10 protein-coding genes are annotated in these 12,662 nt (G+C 58.4%); 8 read left to right on the top strand and 2 right to left on the bottom strand.

Annotated features, from left to right (window positions below; genetic code table 11):
• The first annotated feature begins 141 nt into the window (after nt 1-141).
• From ABK249_RS18940 to ABK249_RS18915, 6 genes are all read left to right on the top strand, one after another.
• Nucleotides 142-2,031: an ABC transporter ATP-binding protein gene (locus tag ABK249_RS18940; RefSeq protein ID WP_348863648.1), complete on the top strand. Its 1,890-nt coding sequence runs from the start codon at nt 142-144 to the stop codon at nt 2,029-2,031.
• On the top strand, nt 2,028-3,908 hold the full coding sequence (locus ABK249_RS18935; protein WP_037152077.1) for an ABC transporter substrate-binding protein: 1,881 nt from the start codon (nt 2,028-2,030) through the stop codon (nt 3,906-3,908). Before ABK249_RS18940 ends, ABK249_RS18935 begins: the two co-directional genes overlap by 4 nt.
• Complete coding sequence (locus tag ABK249_RS18930) at nt 3,908-4,906, top strand: ABC transporter permease (protein WP_037152080.1); 999 nt, start codon at nt 3,908-3,910, stop codon at nt 4,904-4,906. The genes ABK249_RS18935 and ABK249_RS18930 overlap by 1 nt, the downstream gene beginning before the upstream one ends.
• Complete coding sequence (locus ABK249_RS18925; protein WP_348863646.1) at nt 4,903-6,078, top strand: ABC transporter permease; 1,176 nt, start codon at nt 4,903-4,905, stop codon at nt 6,076-6,078. Before ABK249_RS18930 ends, ABK249_RS18925 begins: the two co-directional genes overlap by 4 nt.
• A gap of 101 nt (nt 6,079-6,179) precedes the next feature.
• A complete protein-coding gene (locus ABK249_RS18920; RefSeq protein ID WP_348863645.1) occupies nt 6,180-7,442 on the top strand; it encodes a glycosyltransferase family 4 protein in 1,263 nt (420 codons plus the stop codon).
• On the top strand, nt 7,439-8,596 hold the full coding sequence (locus tag ABK249_RS18915; protein ID WP_348863643.1) for a glycosyltransferase family protein: 1,158 nt from the start codon (nt 7,439-7,441) through the stop codon (nt 8,594-8,596). Before ABK249_RS18920 ends, ABK249_RS18915 begins: the two co-directional genes overlap by 4 nt.
• Before the next feature lie 20 nt (nt 8,597-8,616).
• On the opposite strand, the gene ABK249_RS18910 is transcribed toward ABK249_RS18915, so the two are convergent.
• Together ABK249_RS18910 and ABK249_RS18905 are read right to left on the bottom strand one after the other, a co-directional pair.
• Nucleotides 8,617-9,837 (bottom strand): glycosyltransferase family protein, encoded by a 1,221-nt coding sequence (locus ABK249_RS18910; protein WP_227705254.1) that lies wholly within the window; start codon nt 9,835-9,837, stop codon nt 8,617-8,619.
• 203 nt (nt 9,838-10,040) lie between these two features.
• On the bottom strand, nt 10,041-10,214 hold the full coding sequence (locus ABK249_RS18905; RefSeq protein WP_227704711.1) for a hypothetical protein: 174 nt from the start codon (nt 10,212-10,214) through the stop codon (nt 10,041-10,043).
• A 371-nt stretch (nt 10,215-10,585) separates the two neighbouring features.
• On the opposite strand from ABK249_RS18905, the gene ABK249_RS18900 reads away from it, so the two are divergent.
• Both ABK249_RS18900 and ABK249_RS18895 read left to right on the top strand, forming a co-directional pair.
• Complete coding sequence (locus ABK249_RS18900; protein WP_037152093.1) at nt 10,586-10,846, top strand: DUF4212 domain-containing protein; 261 nt, start codon at nt 10,586-10,588, stop codon at nt 10,844-10,846.
• Nucleotides 10,847-10,860: 14 nt separating this feature from the next.
• The gene (locus ABK249_RS18895) at nt 10,861-12,627 is read left to right on the top strand and encodes a sodium:solute symporter family protein (protein ID WP_227704712.1); all 1,767 of its coding nucleotides are present in this window, start codon (nt 10,861-10,863) and stop codon (nt 12,625-12,627) included.
• The last annotated feature ends 35 nt before the right edge of the window (nt 12,628-12,662 follow it).

Here is a 12,662-nt window from a genome sequence, read left to right as displayed (position 1 = left end):
AATGTCCTTAGTCCAGTTTTCGTTCGATGAGCCACTCAGCCGAGGCGAGCGCACAGCATCAATGAAAGTGCTAGGCAATGGGCGAGCATCCCTGAAGCAACAGTCTCAGGTTTCAGATCACGCGGCAAGCGGGCGATCGGCATGACATATACGCCCGACCTCCTGAGAATAGAAAACCTGTCAGTCAGTTTTCCGATTTTTGGCGGTAGGATCAACGCAGTCAAGAATTTCAGCATGCGTATCCGCCCTGGCAAGGTGACCGCGCTCGTTGGCGAGTCCGGGTCTGGAAAGTCGGTCATCGGGCGCACTATCCTCGGGATAGAAAGCCCTATCGCCTCCATCGATGGACGTATTCTTTACAATGATCCCGCACTCGGCCAGTCGGTCGATCTCCTAAGCCTGCCGCGCGACGGACGACAGATCCGCCATATCCGAGGCAATCGCATCGGCATGATCTTCCAGGAGCCGATGACATCTTTCTCACCGCTCCATACCATCGGCAACCAGATCGAGGAAGCGCTACGCATCCATGATGCTTCCTCCGCCAAGGATCAGCTCGAGCGAATAGACGAGATGCTTTCCCTTGTAGGCTTTGGGGACCCGGCCAAGGTACGCCGGATGTACCCTTTCGAGCTCTCCGGCGGCATGCGCCAACGCGCCATGATAGCCGCCGCGCTGATCTGTCGGCCAGCTCTCCTGATTGCTGACGAGCCTACGACTGCTTTGGATGTAACGATCCAGGCGCAGATATTGAAACTGCTCCGCGATCTCCAGGATCGCTTCCAGATGGCGATGCTGCTGATCACCCACGATCTCGGTGTGGTCACCAATCTGGCCGACGAGGTCGTGGTCGCCTATCGCGGCGAAGTCATGGAGTCCGGTACCGTCGACGACATATTCCGCCGACCGGTTCATCCCTATCCGAAGGGATTGATGGCTGCCGTGCCGCATTTCGATATGCATCCCGGCGAGCGCTTGAAGCCGTTGCGGGAAATCGAAATCGACAGCTCGGAACTGCTTGGCAAGCGCAAGGGACTTAAGGGCCTCACGGATCAGAATGTCATCCTGTCGGTCCGTCACGTCAGCAAGTCCTTCAGCACGAAGAAGTCAGGCTTTTTCGGGGACGGCCAAGGGCGCACCTTAGCGGTGAACGACGTGAGCTTCGACATCCGCCGGGGCGAAAGTCTTGGCCTTGTGGGTGAGAGCGGCTGTGGCAAGACGACGCTGAGCAAAATCCTCATGCGCGGCCTCAGCGCCGATGGCGGTTCGGTGGCTTTCAATACGGAAGGTCGTTCCATCAACGTGCTGGAGGCAAGGGGCCGCGATCTCGAAATGCTGCGCCAGAAGATTCAGATGGTTTTTCAAGACCCGATCTCGTCACTCTCGCCGCGCATGACCGTTCGCAATATCGTCGGCGAAGGACTTGAGATTCACAACCGCGGCAACCGGAGCGATCGGCTGGCTTCGGTGCGTCGGCTCATCCGGACCATGGGGCTCGATGAGGGGGCGCTCACCCGCTATCCCCATAGCTTCTCCGGTGGGCAGCGCCAGCGCATCGGCATCGCGAGAGCTTTGGCGCTCGGCCCGGAACTGCTGATCTGCGACGAACCGGTATCGGCTTTGGACGTCTCGGTCCAGGCCCAGATTCTCAACCTGCTGAAGGATCTCAAGAAGGATCTTGGCCTCACTTATCTCTTCATCTCGCATAATCTTGCGGTGGTGAACTACATGGCCGATCGGGTGGCGGTCATGTATGCGGGTCGTATTGTCGAGATCGGCCCCTGCGAAGTCATTCTCAGAGATCCGGTTCATCCCTATACGCGCAAGCTCATTGCGGCCATTCCCGTGCCGGATCTCGATCGCCCGCTCGATTTCAATGCACTCGGCCAAAAGAAGACAAGCGGCTTTCATGGCTGGGGCAAACAGTTCGACGACGAGGCCGGCGGACAGGGGCTCGCCCATGCCGACCTCGGCAACGGCCATCTGGTCCTGGCGCGCCGCAATGTCGACGCACGCGAGCTGCGATCATGATAAACCGGCGGACTCTCCTTGGTCTATTGGCCTCCACTACCCTTTCCGTGCGGATTGCCGCGGCATCGAGTAAATCCTCGCCTGCTGCGGCCTCGGATACTCCGGGAGGTCTTCCGGACAAGCCGCGGCGCGTTGATCTGGCCGCCATGGGGCGCATGCCCGGCAAGCGCGGCGGCACCATTCGCATGCTCATCGGTGGGCAGCGCGATATCCGGCTGATGCCGATTTACGGCTATGCGCGGCTTATCGGCTATGACGAAGCGCTCAATCTGCAGCCGGATATTCTCGAAAGTTTTGAAACAACGGAAGATCGCATCTTCACCTTTCGCATTCGGCAGGGACATTGCTGGTCCGATGGCAGCGAATTCACCACGGAGGATTTCCGGTTCTGTTGGGAGGACATCTACAACAATCGCGAATTGCACCGTGGCGGCATTCCGACCGATTTACGGGTGGATGACCGGGCGCCGGTCTTCGAAATCCTCGACAAATGGACAGTGCGCTACAGCTGGCATGCTCCTAACCCGGATTTCCTTGCGCAGCTCGCCGCTCCGTCGCCGCTGAAGCTGGCGATGCCGGCGGCCTATCTTAAGCAGTTCCACGCCCGCTATCAGGATCCGGAGACCCTCGCCAAACTGTGCAAGAAATATCGCGTCGAAAACTGGAGCGATTTGCAGCTCAAGATGTCGCGCACCAATCGGCCTGAAAATCCGGACCTGCCGACCCACGACCCTTGGCGCAACACGACCGAGCCGCCTGCATCCCAGTTCGTATTCGTTCGCAACCCCTATTTCCATCGCCTCGACGAAAACGGCACTCAGCTTCCCTATATCGACCGTGTGCTGCTGAATGTCAGTTCGGCGGATATCATCGCCGCCAAGGCCGGCGCCGGTGAAAGCGACCTGCAGCTCATGAATATCGATTTTGCGGACTACACGTTCCTGAAAAGCGCCGAAGACCGCTTTCCCATCAAGGTAAACCTTTGGAAGCGTACCCAAGGTTCGCGCATCGCGCTACTGCCAAATCTAAACTGCAATGACGAGGTGTGGCGCTTGCTTCTGAGGGATGTCAGGGTACGGCGCGCTTTGTCCCTCGCGATCGACCGCACGGAAATCAACAAGGCGGTTTTTTACGGGTTGGCGCATGAAAGTGCCAATTCGATCCTCCCCGAAAGCCCGCTTTTCAAGCCCGAATATGCTCGGGCCTGGGCGGCTTACGATCCTGAAGAGGCAAACAGACTTCTCGATGAGGCGGGCTTGCCGAGGACGCATCCTCACGGAATACGATCCCTGCCGGATGGCCGACCCGCCACGATCATTGTGGAGAATGCCGGTGAAAACAATTTCGAGAGCGATGTGCTGGAACTCATCGCCGATCATTGGCGCGAAATCGGTATAAAGCTGTTCTCCCACAGTTCGCAGCGTGATCTCTTTCGCAAGCGGGTCATCGGCGGTGAAGCCATCATGTCGGTCTTCCAGGGCCTGGACAACGGCGTGCCGACGGCGGACATGCCGCCCAGGGAGCTGGCACCTACTGCCGATGATCAGTTGCAATGGCCGGTCTGGGGCCTTCATTATCTCTCCGGCGGCAGCGACGGCCACCCTCCCGACATGCCGGAGGCAATCGAACTCGTCGATCTCATGCGCGCCTGGCGTCGTGCATCGACCTTTGCAGAAAGGGAGGCGATCTGGCACAGGATGCTGCAACGCTTCACCGATCAGGTTTTCACGATCGGCATCGTCAATGCGGCCCTTCAACCTGTTATCCGCTCGTCCCGCCTGCGCAACATGCCCGATAAGGGGCTCTTCGGTTTCGATCCGACCTCCTATCTCGGGGTCTATCTGCCCGACACCTTCTGGCTGGAGGAGGAAGTCTGATGGTCCGCTACATTCTCTGGCGGATCGTGGTGATGATCCCAACATTGGTCCTCATCTCGATGTTCGTCTTTACGATCATCGAACTGCCGCCGGGTGACTATTTCGAAAGCTATGTCGCCGAAATGCGGGCGATCGGCGAGAAGGCCGACATGCAGGAGATCGAGGAATTGCGGGCGCGCTACGGCTTCGATAAGCCAGCGCCGATCCGCTACCTGCGCTGGGCAACCGGCATGCTGGTTGGCGATTTCGGCTATTCGTTCGAATACCGCATGCCGGTGAACGATGTGGTTGGGGATCGGCTATGGCTGACGATCCTGGTCTCGACGGTGACGATCGCTCTCACCTGGCTGATCGCTTTCCCGATCGGAATCTATTCGGCAACGCATCAATATAGCTGGGGCGACTACGGGCTTACTCTAGTGGGGCTTATCGGCCTCGCCATTCCGAATTTCGTGCTGGCGCTGGTCTTCATGTATTTCGCCAATATCTGGTTCGGCACGTCGATCGGCAACCTGATGGACCCGCAATATCTAGGGCAGTCGATGAGTTGGGATAAATTCAAGTCCATCCTCGAGCATCTTTGGATCCCGGTCATCATCATCGGCACGGCCGGCACGGCTGGCATGGTCCGGCGCCTGAGAGCCAACCTGCTGGACGAGTTGCAGAAGCAATATGTGATGACGGCCCGGGCGAGAGGCCTCCATCCGTTCCGCGTCCTCCTGAAATATCCGCTTCGCATGTCGCTTAACTTCTTCATCTCGGACATCGGCTCCATTCTGCCGACAATCATCTCCGGTGCCGAGATCACCGCCGTCGTCTTGTCGCTGGAGACGACCGGTCCGCTGCTGATCAGGGCGCTTCAGAGCCAGGACATGTATCTTGCCGGATCGTTTCTGATGTTCCTGGCCTTCCTGACGGTCATCGGCGTATTGATTTCCGATATCGCGCTCGCGCTCTTTGATCCGAGGATTCGACTCAAGGGCGGGAGCATGAAATGACCACCTCGCTGCCGCCGGATGGCGAGCCCCTTCCGCACTATGTTTCCGCAACACCGTTCGACCCATATGCAGACGAACAGGCAAAAGACGGGAAGAAGGTTTTCAAGCAGGCGTCGCAGTTCCAGTTGATGTTCTGGCGCTTTCGCCGCCATCGGCTGGCCGTCGCTTCGGCAGTCGTGCTGCTCATCGCCTACGTCTCCATCGTCTTTATCGAATTCCTGGCTCCCTACAATCTGCATACGCGTAACATGGACAACATCTATGCGCCGCCTCAGCGGGTACGATTGTTCCATGAAGGGAAATTCGTCGGGCCTTTCGTCTATGGGCACCATATGACACTCGATATTAAGACGCTGCGCCGGGTCTATACCGATGACCGGAACAACGTGCAGCCGCTGCGCTTCTTCTGCCGCGGCGATGCTTATCGTTTCTGGGGTGTCGTCGAAAGCGATCTCCATTTGGTCTGTCCGTCGCAGAAGGGGGATTTCTTCCTGCTTGGCACCGATCGGCTGGGGCGGGACGTCCTTTCGCGCATTCTCTACGGCGCGCGCATCTCACTGACGATCGGACTTCTGGGTATTATCACCAGTTTCCTGCTCGGGATCGTCATCGGCGGCCTCGCCGGCTATTACGGAGGTGTCGTCGATCTGTTTGTCCAGCGGGTGATCGAAGTCCTGCAGTCAATTCCGAGCATTCCGCTCTGGCTGGCGCTTGCAGCCATCATGCCGGCGGATTGGAGTCCGCTTGTCATCTATCTTGGCATCACTTTCATCCTCGGCCTGCTGGACTGGACGGGCCTTGCGCGCGCTGTTCGCTCGAAACTGCTGGCCCTGCGTGAAGAGGACTACGTTCTTGCGGCCCAACTGATGGGAGCGGGCCATTGGCGCATTATCGGCCGGCACCTGATTCCCGGGTTCATGTCGCACCTGATCGCTAGCGCGACCCTCACCATTCCCGGCATGATCCTTGGCGAAACCACGCTAAGCTTCCTCGGCCTCGGCTTGCGCCCGCCAATCACGAGCTGGGGTGTGCTTCTGACGGAAGCCCGCACCATCAACGTGCTCGCGCTCTACCCCTGGCTGCTGTTTCCGGTCGTTCCTGTGATCGTCGTTATCCTGGCGTTCAACTTCCTGGGAGATGGACTGCGCGATGCCGCAGACCCTTATCGGTAACTTGCAATGTGCCGTCTTGCGGACTACTGATCCTTGCACATGGCGTCGCTGCCACACGTCGTTCCATAGCCACATCGACATCGGAAAGTATCAACGTAGCAATGCAGCGAAAACTCGTCGTCCTGCTGAAGGGGTATCCCCGGCTTTCCGAAACATTCATCGCGCAGGAACTGCTTGGCCTCGAACGCGCCGGTTTCGAGCTTGTTCTCGTCTCCATGCGCCGCCCGACCGACAAGAAGCGTCATCCCATCCATGACGAAATCCGTGCACCGGTGCACTATCTGCCCGAGTATCTGCACGAGGAGCCGTTCCGCGTTCTGCGCTCTCTCATCCTCGCATGTGCGAAGCCGGGCTTCTTCGCCGCGTGCAAGGATTTCATACGTGATCTCGGTCGGGATTTCACGCGCAATCGCGTCCGCCGTTTCGGCCAGGCGGCCGTACTCGCCGTCGAATGGCCTGATGGAGCCGATTGGCTGCATGTCCATTTCATCCATACGCCGGCGGCAGTCGGGCGTTATGCGAGCCGTATGATCGGAATTCCCTGGAGCGTTTCGGCGCATGCCAAGGACATCTGGACGACCAAGGAATGGGAGTTGCGTGAGAAGCTCGCCGACGCGCGATGGACCGTCACCTGTACCCAGGCGGGTTTCGAGCGCCTTCGCGGTCTGTCTATGCGTGAAGAGATCGTGCATCTGAGTTATCACGGGCTCGATCTTGACCGTTTTCCGCCTTTCGAAGCGGAACGTCCATTGCGCGACGGTGCCGATGCGAGCCAGCCGATCACCATTCTCAGTGTCGGACGCGCTGTCGACAAGAAGGGCTTCGACATTCTGCTGAAAGCCCTTTCGTTGCTGCCTGACGATCTTCACTGGTGTTTCGAGCACATCGGAGGCGGCGAGGAACTGAGCAAGCTCAAGGCTTTGGCCGCCAGACTGGGCATCGATGATCGCATCCGTTGGCATGGCGCGATGGCCCAGCAGGAAATCCTCGCCTATTACCGCAGCTCCGACATCTTCGCGCTTGCCTGCCGGGTGACCGGCAATGGCGATCGCGACGGGCTTCCGAATGTTCTTGTCGAAGCTTCCAGCCAGAAGCTCGCCTGCGTCTCGACCTCGATCTCCGGTATTCCCGAGATGTTTTCAAACGGCGTGAACGGTTACCTTGTCGAACCAGAAGACCCGGTTGCTTTTGCGAAGATGCTCGAAAGTGCCATTCGGGACCCCGCGGGTCGTCGGGCGATAGGCATCGCCGCCGAAGTGAAGGTGCGCGCGGAATTCGACCATCGCGAAAGCATCCGGCAGCTCCAGGCTTTGTTTGCCGATCGGCCGATCGCTGTCCCGTTGAACCAGGTGCCGGCTCCATGACCTCTCCGAAGGTTTTTTTCTATGTCCAGCACCTTCTCGGCATCGGCCATCTTGCCCGTGCAAGTCGCATTGCCGCCGCGCTGCGCGAGGGGGACTTCTCGGTCACCATGGTAACGGGAGGCCTTCCCTTGGAAGGCTTTCCCGCTGCGGGGATCGACCATGTGCAGCTTGAGCCGGCCGTCACGGCCGGCGACGGTTTTTCAAAACTGAAGGACGCTGCGGGAAACCCGATAGACGAGGCAGCGGAGACACGGCGTCGCGAACAGCTTCTTGCCGTGTTCCGGGCACGGCAGCCGGATATCGTGATCATCGAGGCGTTTCCTTTCGGCCGCCGGCAGGTCCGTTTCGAGCTCCTTCCGCTGCTGGCTGAAATTGAACGTTGTGAAACGCGTCCCCTCGTCATTAGTTCGATACGTGATATCCTGCAGGAGAACCGCAAGGCCGGCCGCGACGAGGAAACGATAGCACTCGTCAGGGACCATTTTGACCGGGTGCTCGTCCATGGTGACCCCAATTTCGTACGGCTGGAGAAGACCTTCCCGCTTGCCGCGGAGATAGCCGACAAGGTCTCTTATACCGGTCTTGTCGCACCGCCTGTGCCGGAACCGCGTGAGGCCGAATTCGACGTTATCGTCTCCGCTGGTGGAGGTGCCGTTGGCGCAAAACTGATCGAAGCGGCGATGGAGGCCTATCCGAAACTACCGTCGCTTGGGCGCTGGTGCGTCATTGCCGGTCCCAACCTCGATCAAGCAGAAATGGACCGCCTGATAGCGATGGCATCGCCGGAACTCGAGATCGTGCGGTTTCGTAAGGATTTTCCAGGTCTGCTCGGGCAGGCGCGGCTTTCTATCTCACAGGCTGGATACAACACAGTCTGCGATATTCTACAGGCTCGCTGCCGGGCTGTGCTGATCCCGTTCGCTGCGGGCGGAGAAACCGAGCAAACGACCCGTGCCGAAAAACTCCAGGAACTTGGACTGGCGGTTTCGGTGGACGAGGCGACGCTTTCAGCGCAAGCGCTGATCGAAGCCATCCCTGCTGCCCTGACGCTCGACCTCGCAGCTGCGGTTCCATTGCGGCTTGATGGAGCCCAGCGGACTGCAGCTATCCTCCGGGAACTTCTTGCGGAGTGCGTCGGAAAGACACGACGATAACGCCTGGTCGACCAGGCCGTTCAAGACGGCAATCCTCCTTGGACCACTGAAAGGTGGTCGGAACTATCGCGGCCGAGCCAAGTGTTGACCATTTGGCAGATATTGGACAACCCATCCAGCTGCATATGCGGTGCGGTGACAGACGGCGGTGGGCGCTTCAGGAGATCTTTGAGCGCCTGAGACAGACGGGGCCCGTCTACCGATTCGTCGGGATGGAGCATGTCCACCAAGCCGAGTTCATGGGCTCGGAGTGCACGTATCAACTGCTCCTCTCGAGGCTGGATACGTGGGATGATCAGTGCCGGCTTGTCGAAGGAGAGGATTTCGCAATAGGTGTTGTAGCCGCCCATGGCGACGACAGCTTTGGCGCCGGCGATCAGGTCTTCCATCCGGTTGTCGAATTCGATGATTTCGAGCGCCGGGTTTCGAGCACCGGCCTGGGTCAGCTGTTGGCGTTGCTCGGCGGGCATATAAGGCCCAAGCACCAGGAGAGCCCGCTGTGTCAGCGTGGGATCACTGTCATAGGCGTTGATCACATCGCGAATGAGGTCGCTGCCGTCGCCGCCGCCGCCGGTCGTCACAAGGATATAGTCGTCTCGCTCTCGCGTTCCGTTGCGCGGTTTGGAAGAAGCTTGACGCTGCAGAAAGCCGACGAAGTTCATCTTCGCTCGCAGCGACTGTGGCACCTCAAGGCCGAGGAGGGGATCGTAGAAATCAGGAGGCCCATAGACCCATATATCGTCATAGAGCTGATCGACCTTGCGGAGAACGTCGTTTCGTTCCCACTCGGACTTCAAAAGATGTGGCGCGTCCATGACTTCACGCAGGCCGAGCACCAAGGCCGTGCCCCTGGTTTTCAGATAGACCAGGGTCTCCTCCACCTCGCGACGCAAGCCCATTGGCTCCTTGTCGACAATGAAGATGTCCGGCTCAAATGTCTCCGCTGTATGACGGATGATCGACTGCCGCATCTTCAGTGTATCGTGAAGATCTATGTGACGGTTCATCGACGTGTATTCGCCATTGCGCAGCTTGATGACACTGGGAATTTTGACGAAGTCCACGCGGGCCCGATAGTCAAATGCGCCGGCAATGGTGGCTCCTGAAATGATGAGCACACGAAGCCCGCTGAAGGCATCGACGAGTGAATGCGCGATCGTCCTGCATCGCCGAAGATGGCCGAGGCCGAACGTGTCGTGGCTGTACATCAAAATTCGCGCGTTTTGGGGAAAAGGCGACATTGGTAGGTTCCGATCAGCAACTTCAGCGCAGTGGAGTGTTCCATTCTCCACGGATTCGAGCAGGTTCTTATCTTGAGATGAATGTCGTCATCACTTTCCACCATGACCTAATATCGGGAAGTCCGGCATTCCAAGGTGTTCCGGTTCGAGCTAAACGCCGGCGGCTCAACTCTCCCCGTAGAGGTTCTTAAAATGCATTGCAGTCAATCAAATCGATCACAGGTTCCGGGCACATAAGCTTTTCGTTGGCTTATGCTGGCCAGCACACCGCTCGTAACGGCTTTTTCAGCGGTCGACGATATGGTGTCAACCGGAATCGTTTCCGTCAACTCCCGCATCACGAAGCTGTTTTCGATCAGTGATGGCTGAGCCGCCATGAATACTACCGCCAGATTTTCGCCAAGGTCGGCCGGTTCGATTCAATTTCCATCGCGACGCTGGATCGGTCAAGTCTGATGCCTTTGCCTGGTAGAGGCCGACGGGTAGAAAGGTTCCATGGTTTTGCTTTACTTGGCCGCAGCCTCTTTGCCTTCACGCCCACTCTGCGTTCGGCATGCTCCTGGTCCGGTAGCGACCCGCGAAACCAGTCGCCGCCGCCTGGGGATGTACGACTAACGGAGGATATACCAGCGGCAGAGGTTTGGTTACTTCTAAACACTGGTCTATTCCCCCGTAGGAGTTGAGTCGGAGAAATAGACTTGGAGGGTTAGGCGCCGACTGGCGCCTTTTGAAAAAGGGAGGAGCATTCATGGCGGACAAGTCTTCGTCCAATGCCTACTGGACCGCGAATGTGCGTGTCATCTGCATATGTCTGGCGATCTGGGCAGTCGTTTCCTACGGCTTCGGCATCCTGCTGCGTCCGGCGCTGTCCGGCATCAAGGTTGGCGGTACGGATATCGGTTTCTGGTTTGCGCAGCAGGGGTCGATCGTCATCTTCATCGCGTTGATCTTCTACTATGCAATATACATGAACAAGATCGATCGCGAATTCGGCGTCGACGAGCAGTAAGGCGGGCCCATATTATGGATCAATATACGCTTAATCTGCTGATCGTGGGGGCATCCTTCGCTATCTACATCGGCATAGCAATCTGGAGCCGGGCCGGCTCCACGGCTGAATTCTACGCCGCAAACCGCGGCGTTCACCCCGTCATGAACGGCATGGCGACTGCCGCAGACTGGATGTCGGCCGCTTCTTTCATCTCGATGGCTGGCCTCATCGCCGGCGTCGGCTACGCCAATTCCACCTATCTTATGGGCTGGACCGGCGGCTATGTACTGCTCGCGCTTCTGCTTGCGCCCTATCTGCGCAAGTTTGGCAAGTACACGGTGCCGCAGTTCATCGGTGACCGCTTCTACAGCCAGAGCGCACGTCTTGTGGCGGTCATCTGCCTCATTATCATCTCGGTGACCTATGTTATCGGTCAGATGACCGGTGCCGGTGTTGCCTTCTCGCGCTTCCTTGAAGTGGAATCCTCCACCGGCCTCTGGATCGCTGCCGCAGTTGTTTTCGTCTACGCGGTTCTAGGTGGCATGAAGGGCATTACCTATACCCAGGTTGCCCAGTATGTTGTCCTGATCATCGCCTACACGATTCCGGCGATCTTCATATCGATCCAGCTCACGGGCAATCCGGTTCCGCCGCTTGGCCTGTTCTCGACTCACATGGAATCGAGCCTGCCGCTGCTCCAGAAGCTCGACCAGGTCGTTACCGACCTCGGCTTCACGGCCTACACCGCGCAGGGGTCCATGCTGAACATGACCCTGTTCACCTTGTCGCTGATGATTGGCACCGCCGGTCTGCCGCATGTCATCATCCGCTTCTTCACCGTTCCGAAGGTGGCTGATGCGCGCTGGTCGGCAGGCTGGGCGCTGGTGTTTATCGCGCTTCTCTACCTGACTGCTCCGGCGGTCGGCGCTATGGCGCGCCTGAACATCATCAACACGATCTTCCCGAACGGTGCATCGCAACAAGCGGTTCTCTATGACGAGCGTCCCGACTGGATGCGTAACTGGGAAGTGACCGGGCTCCTGAAATTCCAGGACAAGAACGGCGACGGCCGCATGCAGTATTATAACGACAAGTCCGAGGGCTTCAAAGCTCAGGCAACAGAGCGCGGCTGGGCTGGCAATGAACTGGAAATCAACAATGATATTCTCGTTCTCGCCAATCCGGAAATTGCGCAGCTTCCGGGCTGGGTCATCGGCCTTATCGCGGCTGGCGGTCTTGCTGCAGCCTTGTCGACGGCCGCTGGTCTGCTGCTTGCCATCTCATCCGCGATCAGTCACGATCTGATCAAGGATTGGATGAAACCGGATATTTCCGAAAAGGGTGAGCTCATGGCTGCCCGCGTGGCCATGGGCGGTGCTATTGTGGTGGCGACTCTGCTGGGTCTCAACCCACCCGGATTTGCCGCTCAGACGGTGGCACTCGCCTTCGGTCTTGCCGCAGCAAGTATCTTCCCGGTTCTGATGATGGGCATTTTCTCGAAGCGCATCAACTCGGTCGGCGCGACGGTCGGCATGCTTGTCGGTCTTATCGTGACGTGCCTCTACCTGTTCACCTACCTCGGATGGTTCTTCATCAAGGGGACCAACATGCTGGCGGATGTTCCGGCCAACTACCTGTTCGGCATCCCGCCGACGGCGTTCGGCCCGATCGGCGCCCTGTTGAACTTCGCGACGGCCTATATCGTCTCGATGATGAGCCAGTCCCCGCCGCAGCATGTACAGGATCTCGTGGAATCCATACGGGTTCCGCGGGGTGCCGGGGCGGCTACAGGCCACTGATATCCATTTATGCGGCAGGAAGCGGGCGGTGATAG

Origin of the sequence: Neorhizobium phenanthreniclasticum (genome assembly GCF_040066075.1) — a bacterium.
Taxonomy (GTDB): Bacteria; Pseudomonadota; Alphaproteobacteria; order Rhizobiales; family Rhizobiaceae; genus Neorhizobium; species Neorhizobium petrolearium.
The sequence above is the reverse complement of the archived record's forward strand: the minus strand, read 5'-3'. Positions and strand labels throughout refer to the sequence as shown.

Excerpts from the sequence above, each read along its gene's own strand:
- ABK249_RS18900 (WP_037152093.1), top strand. The coding sequence starts at position 10,586 with ATGGCGGACAAGTCTTCGTCCAATGCCTACTGGACCGCGAATGTGCGT.
- ABK249_RS18935 (WP_037152077.1), top strand. The coding sequence starts at position 2,028 with ATGATAAACCGGCGGACTCTCCTTGGTCTATTGGCCTCCACTACCCTT.
- ABK249_RS18915 (WP_348863643.1), top strand. The coding sequence starts at position 7,439 with ATGACCTCTCCGAAGGTTTTTTTCTATGTCCAGCACCTTCTCGGCATC.
- ABK249_RS18940 (WP_348863648.1), top strand. The coding sequence starts at position 142 with ATGACATATACGCCCGACCTCCTGAGAATAGAAAACCTGTCAGTCAGT.
- ABK249_RS18920 (WP_348863645.1), top strand. The coding sequence starts at position 6,180 with ATGCAGCGAAAACTCGTCGTCCTGCTGAAGGGGTATCCCCGGCTTTCC.
- ABK249_RS18905 (WP_227704711.1), bottom strand. The coding sequence starts at position 10,214 with ATGGCGGCTCAGCCATCACTGATCGAAAACAGCTTCGTGATGCGGGAG.
- ABK249_RS18895 (WP_227704712.1), top strand. The coding sequence starts at position 10,861 with ATGGATCAATATACGCTTAATCTGCTGATCGTGGGGGCATCCTTCGCT.
- ABK249_RS18925 (WP_348863646.1), top strand. The coding sequence starts at position 4,903 with ATGACCACCTCGCTGCCGCCGGATGGCGAGCCCCTTCCGCACTATGTT.
- ABK249_RS18930 (WP_037152080.1), top strand. The coding sequence starts at position 3,908 with ATGGTCCGCTACATTCTCTGGCGGATCGTGGTGATGATCCCAACATTG.
- ABK249_RS18910 (WP_227705254.1), bottom strand. The coding sequence starts at position 9,837 with ATGTCGCCTTTTCCCCAAAACGCGCGAATTTTGATGTACAGCCACGAC.